15 protein-coding genes are annotated in these 15,929 nt (G+C 34.6%); 11 read left to right on the top strand and 4 right to left on the bottom strand.

Annotation, left to right across the window (positions count from 1 at the left end; translation table 11 throughout):
- Window positions 1-240 precede the first annotated feature (240 nt).
- Window positions 241-4,416, top strand: a complete 4,176-nt coding sequence (locus QO200_RS03240; protein WP_371536288.1) for an MBG domain-containing protein — start codon at window positions 241-243, stop codon at window positions 4,414-4,416.
- Between the two features lie 84 nt (window positions 4,417-4,500).
- Here QO200_RS03240 and QO200_RS03235 read toward each other — a convergent pair whose 3' ends face one another.
- On the bottom strand, window positions 4,501-6,081 hold the full coding sequence (locus QO200_RS03235) for an NADP-dependent glyceraldehyde-3-phosphate dehydrogenase (RefSeq protein WP_371536285.1): 1,581 nt from the start codon (window positions 6,079-6,081) through the stop codon (window positions 4,501-4,503).
- A 60-nt stretch (window positions 6,082-6,141) separates the two neighbouring features.
- Window positions 6,142-6,453, bottom strand: coding sequence for a rhodanese-like domain-containing protein (locus tag QO200_RS03230; RefSeq protein WP_371536282.1), 312 nt, complete (start codon window positions 6,451-6,453; stop codon window positions 6,142-6,144).
- Window positions 6,454-6,750: 297 nt separating this feature from the next.
- Here QO200_RS03230 and QO200_RS03225 point away from each other — a divergent pair, with 297 nt between their 5' ends.
- From QO200_RS03225 to QO200_RS03215, 3 genes are all read left to right on the top strand, one after another.
- On the top strand, window positions 6,751-7,377 hold the full coding sequence (locus tag QO200_RS03225) for a Crp/Fnr family transcriptional regulator (protein ID WP_371536280.1): 627 nt from the start codon (window positions 6,751-6,753) through the stop codon (window positions 7,375-7,377).
- Window positions 7,378-7,451: 74 nt separating this feature from the next.
- Window positions 7,452-8,240 (top strand): sulfite exporter TauE/SafE family protein, encoded by a 789-nt coding sequence (locus tag QO200_RS03220; RefSeq protein WP_371536277.1) that lies wholly within the window; start codon window positions 7,452-7,454, stop codon window positions 8,238-8,240.
- A gap of 76 nt (window positions 8,241-8,316) precedes the next feature.
- Entirely contained in the window at window positions 8,317-9,591 is a 1,275-nt protein-coding gene (locus QO200_RS03215; RefSeq protein ID WP_371536274.1) for an FAD/NAD(P)-binding oxidoreductase, read from the top strand.
- A gap of 77 nt (window positions 9,592-9,668) precedes the next feature.
- Here QO200_RS03215 and cydB read toward each other — a convergent pair whose 3' ends face one another.
- Window positions 9,669-10,745, bottom strand: a complete 1,077-nt coding sequence (gene cydB / locus QO200_RS03210) for a cytochrome d ubiquinol oxidase subunit II (protein WP_371536272.1) — start codon at window positions 10,743-10,745, stop codon at window positions 9,669-9,671.
- A 6-nt stretch (window positions 10,746-10,751) separates the two neighbouring features.
- A complete protein-coding gene (locus tag QO200_RS03205; RefSeq protein ID WP_371536270.1) occupies window positions 10,752-12,083 on the bottom strand; it encodes a cytochrome ubiquinol oxidase subunit I in 1,332 nt (443 codons plus the stop codon).
- A gap of 228 nt (window positions 12,084-12,311) precedes the next feature.
- Here QO200_RS03205 and QO200_RS03200 point away from each other — a divergent pair, with 228 nt between their 5' ends.
- The 7 genes from QO200_RS03200 (at window position 12,312) to QO200_RS03170 (ending at window position 15,881) form a co-directional block, all read left to right on the top strand.
- Window positions 12,312-13,730, top strand: a complete 1,419-nt coding sequence (locus QO200_RS03200) for a rhodanese-like domain-containing protein (protein ID WP_371536267.1) — start codon at window positions 12,312-12,314, stop codon at window positions 13,728-13,730.
- 106 nt (window positions 13,731-13,836) lie between these two features.
- A complete protein-coding gene (locus tag QO200_RS03195; protein WP_371536265.1) occupies window positions 13,837-14,058 on the top strand; it encodes a DUF2892 domain-containing protein in 222 nt (73 codons plus the stop codon).
- A 2-nt stretch (window positions 14,059-14,060) separates the two neighbouring features.
- Window positions 14,061-14,360 carry a DUF202 domain-containing protein gene (locus QO200_RS03190; protein ID WP_371536263.1) on the top strand — a complete coding sequence of 100 codons (300 nt, stop codon included), beginning with the start codon at window positions 14,061-14,063 and terminating at the stop codon, window positions 14,358-14,360.
- Window positions 14,353-15,189: a methyltransferase domain-containing protein gene (locus QO200_RS03185; protein ID WP_371536261.1), complete on the top strand. Its 837-nt coding sequence runs from the start codon at window positions 14,353-14,355 to the stop codon at window positions 15,187-15,189. The genes QO200_RS03190 and QO200_RS03185 overlap by 8 nt, the downstream gene beginning before the upstream one ends.
- On the top strand, window positions 15,186-15,392 hold the full coding sequence (locus QO200_RS03180; protein ID WP_371536260.1) for a hypothetical protein: 207 nt from the start codon (window positions 15,186-15,188) through the stop codon (window positions 15,390-15,392). The genes QO200_RS03185 and QO200_RS03180 overlap by 4 nt, the downstream gene beginning before the upstream one ends.
- Window positions 15,385-15,690 (top strand): thioredoxin, encoded by a 306-nt coding sequence (gene trxA / locus QO200_RS03175; protein WP_371536257.1) that lies wholly within the window; start codon window positions 15,385-15,387, stop codon window positions 15,688-15,690. The genes QO200_RS03180 and trxA overlap by 8 nt, the downstream gene beginning before the upstream one ends.
- Window positions 15,687-15,881, top strand: a complete 195-nt coding sequence (locus QO200_RS03170; RefSeq protein ID WP_371536256.1) for a DUF6132 family protein — start codon at window positions 15,687-15,689, stop codon at window positions 15,879-15,881. Before trxA ends, QO200_RS03170 begins: the two co-directional genes overlap by 4 nt.
- Window positions 15,882-15,929 lie beyond the last annotated feature (48 nt).

The following is a 15,929-nucleotide window of genomic DNA, read 5'->3' as shown; positions in this document are numbered from 1 at the left end:
AATAATAATCGCCCATAAACTGTTTCTATTTAAGAATGACATGATACAATTAGCTCCAAAAAACAATTTACAGTAAAATAATTTCATTCCTTTTTGGCAAAAAGACTAATAATAGTCTCCGAAAAAGCTCTTTTAACTGCGCTAAATCATCAAAAAAAGACTGTTAATTTTTCAATTCAATAACGTTCCCATAACAGTAAATAATGTACTTTTACTACCGATAAATTCAAATTTTAATATATGAAACAATTTTACAAATCAGCTTATTTATTGGCTTTTCTAAGTGTTTTTTGTTGCTTTTCCTTACCTGTATTTGCACAAGTAACATCTCCAGTAGCACAAACATTACCTTACTTACAAAATTTCGGTGATCTAACAAGTACTTCAACAACTTATCCACCTGGTTTTCAAGGCTGGTCTACTAATAGTTATCCGGGAGCTTCTTATAACACAAGCGCTAGTTTAGCTGCAGACAAACCACTGACTGCTAATAGCACTGCTTCAACCACAAGCGGAAACATCCACAATTATAATGGTAAAATTGGTTTTTTAAATACCGGATCTCTAGATTTGACTATTGCGTTTGCTTTTAGTACCTCCGATAAATATGGAATTGAGTTAAAATACGATGCAATGGTCATTCGTAACCCTTATGATGGGAACTCCAACAATAGAATCTCTGAGATGATAGTTCAATATCGTATTGGTAATGACACTCCTTTTACCTCACTGCTTCAAACAGCTTATTTAAACGATGGAACTAAACAAGTAACAGGAACTTCAGGATTAAATTTGACTCCTATTAAGGTTATTTTACCAGCAGAATGTAACAATCAGCCGCTTGTACAAATCAGATGGATTTCTAAACAGAATTCAGGAGCAGGTTCACGACCATCATTTGCGATTGACAATATAAGTATTAAGAATGATACAGCACCTCCGGTAAACGATACAGATTATCCAAAAATAAGTAATATCCTATCTAATGATTTTGATTTTTCTACCAAAATAAATGAAACTGGTAAAACGTATTTTGTATTATTACCTTCAGGAAGTGCTAAACCAAGTGCTAGTGAGATAAAAGCAGGTCATGATGCGAATGGAACTCCAGCTTTACAATCGGGAGTTTTGAATATAACCGATGAAAGTTTAGTGTATACAATAACAATTAGCGATTTAATATTAGGTACAAATTATTCTTTATTTTCAATTTCTGAGGATAATTATGGTAATCAACAAGCAGATAGTAACCAAATAGATGTAAAAACATCTAATACCCCAGTTCCTTCATTAGTCACTACGACTAAAACTCTTGATTTTAATTTTACTGAACAAAATTTTGATTCACAGCTTTTGAGTTATAAAGTTCAAGGAACTAATCTAAACACCTCTGTCACCCTAACTACCACTACAAATTTTAGTTTATCTAAAAGTGCAGATGGAACTTTCCAATCATCAATATCTTTTGCTAAGGAGGATTTTGACAACGAGAACAAGCCTACAGTTTATGTGCGTTTTAGTCCTACTACTACAGGGGATTTCACAGGGGAAATTGCCCATCAATCTACGGGAGCGAGCAATAAAAAAATAGCTTTGTCTGGTACAGGAATTAATCCGTATTTTCAAAATTTTAATGATGTAAATGTGCTTAGCAACAGCGGTTGGACTTCCTACAGTGTTGCAGGAGATAAAATTAAGTGGGAGAGCACAAGCGTCAAATTTAATAGTTCTCCAGCTGCAGTACAAATTAATGGTTACGCCGAATCTGGTCCAAGCAAGGACTGGTTAATCTCACCTAATTTAAGATTAGACAATTTTAATAAATTCCCATTAGTTTCTTTTTACTCCCGCAAATATTATGAAGGTACCGTTTTAAAATTAATGGTTTCTACTAATTATGATGGAAAAAGTAGTCCTGAAACAGCGACTTGGACTACGTTAGATGGAGATTTCCCTACCACTACTGCTGTGTTTAAACAGTCACAGTATATTAATTTAGAAGCCTATAAAACGAACCACACTTATATAGCTTGGGTTTATGAAACTCCTACAAATGGAGGTAATAATGCAGCAGAATGGACTGTTGATGATGTTAGCATTACGAATGAATCTACATTTTTAGCTTCAAATCCAAATTTGAATTTTGGCGAAATAAATCCTAATGCAACCTCAGAGAGCCAATCATTTGTATTTATGGCCGGAGGATATGGAGACATTACTATCTCAGCGCCGCAAGATTATCAAATATCTACAGATAATGTAACCTTCAAATCCCAAGTAGTTGTTGCAGCCGCTGCTGCAATTGCAGGTAAAACACTTTATGCGCGCTTTTCGCCATCAGTAAAGGCCTTAAATATTACTGGAGCTCTTAGCATTCTTGGAACCGGACTAGACCAAAAAATTGGATTTTTTACTGGTTCTTCCTTACCTAAAACTGAAACCTTTGATATAGTGAGCTACAATTTAGAATTTTTTGGTAGCGATATAATAGGTTCGACTGGAACAGAATTTGGTCCAATAGATGATGCTTTACAGGTTGAAAACGTGGCTAAAGTAATGAACAAATTAAACGCCGATGTTTATGCGGTACAGGAAGTGTCTGACATGGCTTCTTTGGATAACTTAATTCAAAAAATAAGTGTTAATGGTAAGACTTTTGACAAAGTCATTTCACCAGTTTGGTCTTACTCTTTTAACCCGCCATCAGCTGATTTTCCTGATCAGAAACTAGTGGTTATCTACAATACTCAAACTGCTAAAGTAAAAAGCACTAAAGTTTTACTGAACACTTTATATAATGACATTCGCGCAGGAAAAACTACATTGTCAAATTATCCTGGCGGAAATAGTCAAAGTTTCTTTTCATCAGGTCGTTTGCCTTACTTGGTTACTTTAGAAACTAATATCGCTGGCGTAAAAAAAGAAATCAATATTATAGACATTCACGCTCGTGCTAATAGCGGTGCTGACATCAGTAAATACAACATGCGTAAATATGATGCTGAAGTATTAAAAGACAGCTTAGACGCTCAATATCCAGATGCTAATTTTATGATTCTGGGAGACTATAATGATGATGTGAGCACCTCTGTTATTGCAGGAAATCCTTCATCATATCAAAAAATCGTTGAAGATACCGATAGATATAATGCGCTAACTTTAGAACTCAGTAAAGCTGGAGCCTATAGTTATTTATCCTCAGGAGGATTTTTAGACCATATTATAATTTCTAATGAATTAACAAAGGACTATGTCCCTAATTCAATAGCAGTTTATGACCCAAGAGTAGACATATCTAATTATGTAAATACAACTTCAGATCACGGACCAGTTATTGCCCGTTTTGACCTTAAAAAAGCAGAACAAACTGTAAGTTTTAGTGCCATTGATTCTAAAACTTATGGAGCGCCTAGTTTTGACTTAAGTAGTTCATCGACTTCAAATTTAGACATTACCTATTCAAGTTCAGATGAAACTGTTGCCAAAGTTACAAATGGAAAAATTCAAATTATTGGTTCGGGAACAGTTTCTATTACTGCTTCACAATCAGGAAATGAATATTATTTGGCTGCGGTCGATGCAAATCAATCATTCACGATAAACAAAGCAGCTTTAACTGTAAAAGCAGATGATAAAACAAAGTTCTACAAAGAGGAAAATCCAACACTGACGGCTGCTTATAATGGTTTTGTATACCAAGATAATATCACATCAGTAAGCAAGTTAGCTGTTTTGAGCACTACTGCAAATACAAATTCTATTGTAGGTAGTTATCCTATTACTGCTGACTTAGCCGAAGCTAAAAATTATACATTCACTTATAGTGCTGGTACTTTAACAGTTCAAAAAGAGAACCAGTCACCAATTGTAGAACAAACCATTTCAAACCAGTCATTAATAGTACCAGATCAAAAAAACATTAATCTTTTAGAAGTTTTTTCTGATCCGGATTTAGATGTGCTAACGTATGAAGTAACAAATGAAAACAGTACGGTTGCAGAAGTGACAATTAACGCAAGTACTTTGACTATTTTATCTAAAGCTACTGGAGGTACTTTAGTTACTGTAATTGCGAGAGATGGTAAGGGTGGAATGATAAGTACATCATTTAGTGTAAATGTTAGTACTGTTTTATCGATAACAGATCAGGAATTAAAAGCTTTTTCAGTAAAAACATATCCAAATCCAGCTAAAGAAGAAACTTATGTATCAATTAGAACTGATAGTCCAAAAGATATAGAATTGAGACTCTATAGCGTATCTGGAAAAATGATTGGAAATCCATTGGAGATAAAAGGAACTTTAAGTGAAAACATTACAAGGTTAGAGTTAAGCAATTTACAATCTGGAATTTACTTTTATACCTTGAGTGTCGATAACAAAATCGTATTCAAAGAAAAAATTGTAAAAAAATAGAACTTAACACTGCATACTTTTCTATCCGTAAAAAAACCGTCTCGTTACAATCAACGAGACGGTTTTTAATTTATGAAAACTTAATTACAAAATATAATCGGTCGTAATGAAATTAGACTGATCACTGTTCAACAAAGCTTGTAAAATTTCATTATTATAGTCATTGTCTTTTGAAGCTACGAAAGTTCTAATAGAGAATGAACGCAAGGCATCGTGTATACTTAAGGTTCCTACAGCCGAATCTTTACGTCCTGTAAATGGATAAATATCCGGTCCTCTTTGACAAGAACTATTTAGATTTACACGACATACCAGATTAACTAAAGTATCGATAAGCGGTGCAATGGTTTTAATGTCTTTTCCAAACAAACTTACTTGTTGACCGTAGTTTGACTCGGCCATGTCATTTAAAGGCTCTTGAATGTCTTTAAAAGAAATAATAGGCACTACAGGTCCAAACTGCTCTTCGTGATACACACGCATCTCTTTGTTAATAGGATATAAAACCGCAGGAAAGATATAATTATGAGAATGCTCCCCTCCTTTTTCATTAATTACCTGAGCTCCGTTGTTTAGAGCGTCGTCAATTAATTCTTGGATATAAGCCGGTTTTTCTTTTTCTGGTAATGGAGTCAGGGAAACAGCTTTGTCCCATGGATTTCCAAAAACAAGTGCATCCACTTTGGCAGCAAAACGCTTGTTGAATTCTTCTGCAATACTTTCATGAACGTATAATATCTTTAAAGCGGTACAACGTTGTCCGTTGAAGGACAAACTTCCAGCAATACATTCTTGAATAGCTAAATCTAAATCGGCATCCGGCAAAATTATCGCAGGGTTTTTGGCTTCCAAGCCTAAAATTAAACGTAATCTATTTTTATTAGGATGTTGGTCTTGCAAAGCAATAGCCGATTTACTATTTCCGATTAATGCTAAAACCGCTACTTTTCCAGATTTCATAATGGGAGCTGCCACTTCTCTACCACGACCATAGACAATATTGATTGCACCTGCTGGAAAACTATTTTTAAAAGCTTCTAATAAAGGTGAAATTAATAAAACTCCATGCTTTGCAGGTTTGAACACTACAGTATTCCCCATAATTAAAGCAGGAATCAGTAATGCAAATGTTTCGTTTAAAGGATAATTGTATGGTCCAAGACACAACACAACTCCAAGCGGTCCACGGCGTATCATAGCATTTACACCTTGACTTTTAGTAAAGTGGGCACTATTGCGGTCTAATTTTTTATAATCTTCAATTGTATCATAGATGTACTCTACTGTTCTATCAAATTCTTTTTGAGAATCAGGAAGTGATTTCCCTATTTCCCACATCAAATACTTCACGATCTCGTCGCGAGTAGTTTCCATTTGAGTAACAAAACGAGTCATACACTTGATACGATCAGCTACTTTCATTGTAGGCCACAATCCTTGACCGTTATTAAACGCTAAATCAGCTGCTTCAACGGCTTCAAGACCTTCCTTTTCTCCCATAAATGGAATAGATCCTAATATGGTTGGTTCGTATTTTTCAGTAGATGAAATTGTGGAGAAAACGGCTGATGTTTGACCGTCCCATTTTTTCAACTCACCATTCACTAAATAAGTATCTTGATTTAATAATGTCTTAATCTGAAATTCTTCTGGTATTGCGTTCATTTAGTTCTTTTTGATGTTATTTTTAATAAGGTATAGCAATAGATTTTGCGCTCTAAAGTATCAGGGTGATACAATTTCGCCGTCCCAAGCTAAAATTCCGCCTGATAAATTAAAGGCATTCTCTATTCCTAATTCATTCATTATTTCACACGCTTTGGCACTTCTAGCTCCAGAACGGCAATAAACGTAATAGTTTTTACTCTTGTCCAAAGTCTCAATTTCAGAAACAAAAATAGGTCCTTGATGAATATCAATATTTATGGCATTAGAGATTATTCCGTCATTGTATTCATCCTCTGTGCGTACGTCCAGGATAACTGCATTGGCATCTCCTTCAAGTTGAGAGATCCAATCTTCTTGTGTTAAATTCATAATACTGTTTTTTGTAAATTTACAATGTTTTTTGATAACAATAAACTTACGAATTTAGAATTAAATAATAAATCCGTGAAAACGTTTTCGCGACTATTTAATAATCAGTCAATTATACATTTCACTATTAATCATCAAAAATAGCCCACTAAATCGATAGGAAAATTGCCGAATCTTCATAGAGTATGACGTGAAAAATAAGAAGGCTAACTACTACAGCTGTTCCTTTAACTTAAACAATAATTAACGTACTTTTACATTATTGCACACAAAAGCTAATTCAAACTAAAACTCAAAATGCAAGATTCTCTAAAACAAACGTTCCCTACTTTTTCTAATGAGTTGATTCATGATATTCAAAACAATGCATCAATTCAATCCTTTAAAGCTGGAGATGTAATCATGCGAACTGGTCAGTATATCAACTATACTATGTTGATTACTAAAGGTCAACTCAAAGTTTTTAGAGAAGGTGAAAATGGCGGGGAGTTCTTAATGTATTATTTGCAACCAGGACAAGCTTGTGCCGTTTCTATGATATGTGCTACTAAAAGTCAAACCAGCCAGATAATGGCTAAGGCAGTTGATGATGTAGAATTGATTATGGTTCCGCTTTCTTTAATGGAAAAATGGATGATGGAACACCGCAGTTGGTATGAATTTGTAATTTTCACTTATCGAATCCGATTTGAGGAATTACTGGAAGTCGTAGATAGCATCGCATTTAGGGCAATGGACGAGCGTTTAGAATTTTATTTGAAACGCCATTCAGACGCATGTGGCTGCAAAGATTTAAAATTATCACACCAAGAAATTGCAACAGAATTAAATACTTCCAGAGAAGTGATTTCGCGATTGCTAAAAAAAATGGAACAACGTGAATTAGTAAAGTTACATCGCAATCACATCGAACTTTTGACCTAAAAAAAATGGGCTATGTGACAATTGTTACTGTTTGTAAAATAAATAGGAACAACCTTTGTAAGAAAAATTAAGAGATGGAATATATTGGTTATTTAGCTTCAATTATTATCGGTCTTTCTTTGGGGCTAATAGGTGGTGGTGGATCAATACTGGCTGTTCCAATTTTAGTTTATCTTTTTAAAGTACATCCAGAACAAGCAACTAGCTATTCCCTATTCATAGTCGGGTTCACCTCTATGATTGGTTCATTTAATCATTATAAATTAGGTAATTTAAAAATTAAATCTGCTTTGGTTTTTGCAGTTCCGTCTATTTTATCTTTACTTTTTGTTCGAAAAATTATTCTACCGCTACTTCCCGACATTCTATTTTCATTTAATGATTTTGACATCACAAAGAATTTGTTGATCATGATTGTATTTGCTTTTCTTATGATTGCAACTTCGGTTTCTATGATTCGAAAATCAAAAAAAGTTAAAGAAGCAAAAGAAATTAATTTTTTAATACTTGCTGTAATTGGATTATTTGTCGGGTTGATAATAGGATTTTTAGGTGCTGGTGGAGGATTTTTAATTATTCCTGCTTTACTGTTTTTTGCTAATTTACCTATGAAGCAAGCCGTAGGAACTTCATTATTTATCATATTTATAAACTCTCTGATTGGATTTGGCGGTGACTTACTAGGTGGTATCCAATTGGACTACAAATTATTGCTCATCATTTCAGCTATGGCGATTCTTGGATTATTTATAGGAACCCAATTGTCTAAAAAAATTGACGGGGCAAAACTGAAACCTGCTTTTGGCTGGTTTGTATTAGTAATGGGAATCTATATTATCGTAACGGAACTTTTCTTTAAATAAGATGTCATGTAACATATGTTACTGAATTTCAGCGATTAATGTTGTATCATTGTAGTAACTCTAATACTTATCAATCATGCAAGAACATTTTCAAATACTAATTATTGGTGGCGGCAACGCAGGACTTTCTGTTACTTCGCAACTACTTCGCAAGAAAAGCGACCTGAAAATAGGAATTATAGAACCCTCTGAGAAACATTATTACCAACCCGCTTGGACATTGGTAGGTGCTGGTATCTACGATATAAATAAAACTAGAAGAAAAGAAAAAGATTATATTCCAAAAAACAGTACCTGGATTATTGATTCGGTTACTGAATTCATGCCCGCGGAAAACAAAGTGATTTGCCAAAGCGGAAAAGAAATCAGTTATCAATATTTAGTTGTAAGCCCAGGTATCCAATTAGACTGGGACAAAATAAAAGGCCTTAAAGAAACCTTAGGTAAAAATAATGTAAGTAGTAACTACTCCTTTGAATTTGCACCTAAAACTTGGGAGTTCATCGAGAACTTTAAAGGAGGGACTGCCGTTTTTACAAATCCTTCAACACCCATAAAATGTGGTGGAGCTCCTCATAAAATAATGTATTTAGCCTGTGATTATTGGAGAAAAAAAGGAATTATGGATAAATGTGACGTTCATTATATATCTGGAGGAGCTGGTATCTTTGGCGTACCCGAATATGCAGAAACACTTAAAGAAGTACTACAAAAATATAAAATACATACTCATTTTGGCGCTAACGTAACAGCAATTGACGGGGCAGCAAAAACAGTTGAGTACGAGACTAAAGATACTGATGAAACAATAAAACAAAGCCTATCCACAATTGACGCTTCTTGTTACGCAATTGCTACTAATGATGATAAAGCCGAAACAAAAACAGTTTCAATACAATTTGATCTCTGTCATGTAGTACCTCCACAATCGGCACCCGATTTTATTAAAAAAAGTCCGTTGGCTGATCCCAACAGTCCTTTAGGGTTCGTGGAAGTTGATAAATTCACTTTGCAGCATTCCCGTTTCCCCAATGTGTTTGCCCTAGGAGATTGCATCAACGCACCTGCCAGTAAAACTGGAGCGGCCATACGAAAACAAGCTCCTGTAGTGGTTGATAATCTTTTATCTGTAATACAAGGCAAAGCTCCTTCAAAAAAATATGATGGCTATAGCGCTTGCCCTATTCCTACAGAATACGGAAAATTAATGCTGGCTGAGTTTGATTATGATAACAAACCAAAAATGACTTTTCCATTCGACCAAGCAAAACCGCGTTGGTCGATGTGGATATTAAAAACTAAGATATTACCTTGGTTATACTGGAATAAAATATTAAAAGGAACAGCGTAGTATTATAGTTCTCCAATAAAAAACTCCCTTGCCATAACATTGACAAGGGAGTTTTTGTATTTAGCCTTTTAGATAAATTAGTGTTCGCCATAGCCTACGTTATCCATTTTTCCACTAAAGACTTTATATTGAATAATAAAATATGTGATTACCAAAATCAAAGCGATTACAAACCAATATACGCCTACTGATAGCCCATAATCATCTGCAGCCACATTGTAAATAGTTAAGGAAGGATTAACACTATTCGTAGAAGGCAGAACATTAGGAAAAATAGAAGCTGCAGTTGATGTAAATCCTCCCAACAAGAATAAGCTTGAGAATAAAAATCCCGCACCGTCATGTTTAAAACTCCTTACTTTAAATAATCCAAAAATACCGATAAAGCACAATAAAGGAAAAACCCAAAGTATAGGGTTATCTATATAATTATGAAAAGGATGTGGCTCAATATTATGCCAAATTAATAATGAAATTATCACTAAAGCCAGCAATACAAAATTGAGTTTAAATACAACTTGTTTTAACTTCGGATTCAAATCTGAATTGGTTTTGTAGATAATCCAATTGGCTCCATGAATCATTAAGGCCACCACACTTACAACCCCTAAAAACAAGGTAAACCAATCGATAATCCCTAACTGATCGGCTTTAGGGCTAAATGTAGGGTTCCACAAGGGTAAAAAGAAAAAGTGCGCTTCCTGAGTCGAAACTCCGTTTGTTACCATTCCTAGGTTTACACCACGAACCACATTTCCTAAGGCAACGCCAAAAAATAATGCCAACAGTAAACTCGCTATCCCAAAGGCTTTGTCCCAGACCACTTCCCACATAGGATGATGTATTTGTCCACGTAATTCTAAACCGATCGCTCGAAAGATGAGCAACCATAAAATCATCATTAAAGGCAAGTAAAAACCACTAAAAGAAGAAGCATATAGCGTAGGAAAAGCAAAAAACAATACTCCTCCTGCTGCTATTAACCACACTTCATTAGCATCCCAAAAAGGGCCAATGGCATTCGTTATTGCTTTTTTATCTTTCTCCGTTTTGGCAAAAAATAAATGAATAATTCCTGCCCCAAAATCATAGCCATCCAAAATAACATAAACCGCTAAAATTCCCATTAAAACAACATACCAAAAGAACTCCATAATCATTTATTTTTTTACAGTTTCAGGACCATTTTTAATTACTTTTCCAACCAATAGTAGAAATAATAAGCCTAACAACAGATACAAACCTACAAATCCCAACAAGGTAAACAAGGTATTCCCGGAAGAAACCGTGGGCGATATACCTTCTGATGTTCGTAATAAATTATATACTAACCATGGTTGTCTCCCTAGCTCAGAAGTATACCATCCTGTAGTATTGGCAATATATGGAAATGGCATCATGAAGAATATAGCCCATAAAATCCATTTGGTCTCAAATAGTTTTTTTCTAAATAGCTGTAAAACCGCCAAAGACATTAAACCAATAAATAGCGTTCCCAAGCCTACCATAATATGATAAGCATAATACAGTCCTGAAATATTAGTAGGATATGTATTTTCATCATATTGATCTAACCCTTTTACGGTAGTATCCCAATTTCCATAAGTCAAAAAACTTAAAACATTAGGGACAGCGATCTTATTATCTAATTTTTTATCTTTTACGTCAGGTTGCCCTATCAAAACAATTTCGGCTCCTTTTTGTTCAGTATGAAAAATCCCCTCCATGGATGCAAAAGTAACGGGCTGGTATTTTACCACATTTTTAGCTAACAAATCTCCCGTAGGCACTGCCACAATTAGACTAGATATTAATCCAAAAATGACTCCCGTTTTTAGAAATAACTTACCATAATCCTCATTGCGTTTACTCAGAATATACAGAGCACCAATTCCTGCTACTACAAAAGAGCTAGTTACCAGAGAAGCTGCCTGATTGTGCAAATAAGAAGGCCAAAGCCAAGGGTTTGTAAACAAAGCGGCAAAATGAGTCAGCACAAATTTACCATTAGCCAGAATCTCATAGCCTACAGGATTTTGCATCCAGGAATGGGTAGCAATAATTAGAAAACCACTCGCCCATGACCCTAAGAAAATGAGGAGTCCAGTTACAAAATGCCATTTATGTCCTATAATTTTTTCTCCAAAGAGAAACATGCCTAAAAAGGAGGATTCTAAAAAGAAGGAAAACATGCCTTCCATTGCTAATGTCTGCCCAATAATACCTCCTGTCAATTCTGAAAATTTAGCCCAATTCGTTCCAAATTGAAACTCCATTGGAATTCCAGTGACCACGCCCATAGCAAAATTCAAAGCAAAAATCCTCATCCAAAAATGAGTCGCTTTATTGTATTTTATATCGTCAGTTTTTAGAAATTTCCATTTAAAATAAACAATGATTAAGGACAAGCCCATCGTTAATTGCGGAAAAAGGTAGTGAAAAGTAATCGTGAATGCGAACTGCATTCTATCGTAAAAAAGCATTTCTTCCATACTGAAGTATTTTTTATAAAGATACCCGTAAATTTAAGCAGTTTAGGTAACCGAAGGCACATAATTGTTCTTTTTATCTCCTGATATTTATCATAGTTTTTAACAAGTAACGTTAATAACTTTGTTATGAGCAATTTATATTAATAAACGGTAATTATGTAACATTAGTCACTGTGAAATAGAAATACAAGAATTACCTTTGTATAAGAATATTAAAAAAATACTATCATGCAAATAGAACAAATATATACAGGATGTTTAGCACAAGGTGCTTACTATATAACTTCAAATGGTGAAGCGGCAATTATTGATCCGCTTCGTGAAGTACAACCTTATCTGGACAGATTAGAACGCGATAATGTAAAACTTAAATATATTTTTGAAACGCATTTTCACGCTGATTTTGTTTCGGGGCATCTCGATTTAAGTAAGGCGACTGGAGCACCTATTGTCTATGGAACAACTGCTAAGCCTACATTTGAAGCAATCATTGCAACTGATGGTCAAGAATTTCTTCTTGGAGACATAAAAATAAAAGCACTGCATACTCCTGGACATACTATGGAAAGTACCACCTATTTATTGATTGATAAAAATGGTAAAGAGCATGCTATTTTTTCTGGGGATACTTTGTTTATTGGTGACGTAGGAAGACCTGATTTAGCGCAGAAAGCAGCTTCTATGACACAGGAACAATTAGCTGGAATATTATTTCATTCCCTAAGAGACAAAATCATGACTTTGCCAGATGATGTTATTGTATATCCTGCTCATGGTGCTGGTAGTGCTTGTGGTAAAAATATGAGTAAAGAAACGGTTTCGACTATTGGTAACCAGAAAGAAACTAATTATGCTTTGAGAGCAGATATGACTGAGGCCGAATTCATCGACGAAGTAACGGATGGTTTATTGCCTCCCCCAGCCTATTTCGGAATGAATGTAGCCATGAATAAGCAAGGATACGAAAGCTTTGAGACTGTTTTAAACAACGGTATGAGAGCTATCGAGGTAAATGATTTTGAAGCGATAGTCGAAGAGACTGGAGCTCTAATCCTAGACACTCGTAAAAATGGGGCTTTCGCCAAAGGATTTATTCCACAATCAATAAACATAGGAATTGATGGTGATTTTGCTCCATGGGTAGGCGCTTTAATTGGTGATGTAAAACAACCAATTATTCTAGTAACAGAAATTGGTCAGGAAGAAGAGTCGGTAACCCGTTTAAGTCGTGTAGGATTTGACAACTTAGTAGGTCATTTGAACGGTGGTTTTGAGGCTTGGGAAAAAGCAGCGAAAGAAATTGATACCATCAACAGAATAAATGCAGAAGAATTTGCCAAAGAAGTAAAAATAGGAGAAAGCAAAGTTATTGATATACGTAAAGACAGTGAATATAGCGCAGAACACGTTGAAGATGCCTTTAGCAAACCGTTATCTAGCATAAATGATTGGATCAAAGATATCGATCCTAAAGAACCGTTCTTTCTACATTGTGCAGGCGGATACCGCAGTATGATTGCTGCTTCGATATTGCAAGCTCGTGGCTTCAGAAATTTCAAAGAAATTGAAGGCGGATTTAATGCTATCGCTAAAACAGAATTGCCTAAAACCGACTTTGTATGTCAAAGTAAGATTTTATCAAAATAACAATTTGACACAACTGCCTGTTAAAGTACTTGTTTTTCAAATATTTATACTGTAAATTCATACTTACTATTGTAACTCAATAATTTTAATTTTTTAAAAAAATATCATGAAAAAGAATTTAGGTACGACGGACAAAATTATTAGAGGAACTATAGCAGCTATTATTGCATTACTGTATTTAGCAGATATCATAAGTGGCACTTTAGCAATTGTTTTTGGTAGTATTGCCGTTATTTTATTCATTACAAGCCTTATCAGCTTTTGCCCAATGTATTCAATATTTGGTCATAGTAGTAATAGCAACAATAAAAGTAAAACGCAGTTATAATTATGAAAGAAGCAGTCAACAAAGACTTAATCTTAAGAGAGCGTCTCGCATTACAGCGAACTACCTTAGCAAATCAAACTACTGTATTAGCCTTTATTCGCACCGCGATGTATTTTTTTGTTGCTGGTTTAAGCACCAGAAGTTTGTTGAAGATTGATAATAGCATACTAATCGAAATTTCGTTTTACACGATTTCATTTGCTATGCTAATCTTTGGTCTGTTGAATTTTTTTAAACACAGAAAGATGATTACTGAAAACAGAAAACACATTGGGAATTATAAATTAGATTATTATGAATAACGAATCTTGTTGTACTGTATCCTGTGACAAGCCCTTAGATCAAGATTATTGGGACGCACAGTACAAAGCAAATGCTACTGGTTGGGATTTGGGTTTGGTGTCTCCACCAATTAAAACCTATATCGATACTTTAAAAGATAAAGACATCGCTATTCTAATTCCAGGTTGTGGGAACACTTATGAAGCGGCATACCTTCTAGAACAAGGGTTTACTAATATTACGGTAATAGATATTGCTCCAACATTAGTAAAAATTATTGAACAAAAATTCATTAGTAATACTCGTATACAGGTACTATTAGGTGATTTTTTTAACCATAAGGGAGAATATGACTTGATTATTGAACAAACATTTTTCTGTGCTTTACCGCCTGTAATGCGTCAGAAGTATGTTTGGAAAATGCACGAGCTTTTAGCAAACGACGGAAAAGTTTCAGGTTTGTTATTTAATCGAAAATTTGAGGTAAGCCCTCCTTTTGGCGGAAGCCAAGAAGAATATAACTCTCTTTTTAAAAATGCATTTGAATTTATCAAATTAGAAAAGAGTGACAACTCAATTGCTCCCAGAAGTAATTCAGAATTGTTTTTCGAATTTAAAAAGAATAGGGCTACCCATGTGAATCTTTACAGATTTGAAGGAATTACTTGCAGTGGTTGCATGGATACCGTTACTAAAAAGTTTACAGCAATTAAGGACGTTCTTAATGTAAGTATGAACAGCATTTTTACAGAAGTTCTAATTGTAAGTACCATAGAAATTCCATTAGAAGAACTACAAAAAATAGTTTCTTATGATGATAAGTACAAAATAAATAAAATAACACAATGAAACAATTACTATTAACAAATTGGCATAGCATGCGCTGGATTCGGCTTGCAATTGGACTTTTTTTAATACAGCAAGCAGTACAATATCAACAGGTATTATTCGGTTTCATGGCTGCATTTTTTCTATTCCAAGCGATTTTTAATACCGGATGCAGTCTAAATGGATGCGCAGTACCACATTTAAAGAAAAATAAAAATGAATAATAGTTTTGATAATCTAATAAAATCAGAGAAACCGGTACTAATCGATTTTTTTGCTACGTGGTGCGGCCCTTGTAAAGTCCTTGGTCCAATTTTAAAAGAAGTGAAAGACAATTTAGGAGACCGGATTTCCATCATAAAAATTGACGTGGATAAAAACCAACAAATAGCATCTCAGTATCAGGTGCGCGGTGTTCCTACAATGATTCTTTTTCAAGAGGGGAAACAATTGTGGCGAGAATCAGGTGTCTTAGATAAAAATGCTATTATCAAAATCATATTAGAAAAGAGCAACAAATGACAAAAAAAGCCATGATTCTTACCGGCATAGGTATACTTATTGGTGCCATTTCAGGATATGCATATTACCACTATGTAGGCTGTGCCTCAGGAACCTGCGCAATCACATCTAAACCGCTTAACTCCACTTTATATGGAAGCCTGATGGGTGGTTTACTATTTAATATGTTTGTAAAAAAAGAAAAAAAGTAACTCTAGTTGCTTTTTTTTTCTACCTTTGTTAACCAAACGGTTAAACTA

Source organism: Flavobacterium sp. Arc3, from assembly GCF_041431375.1.
In the GTDB taxonomy this organism is placed as follows: Bacteria; Bacteroidota; Bacteroidia; order Flavobacteriales; family Flavobacteriaceae; genus Flavobacterium.
Note: the sequence above shows the minus strand (reverse complement) of the source record. Positions and strands in the feature narration are given on the sequence as shown.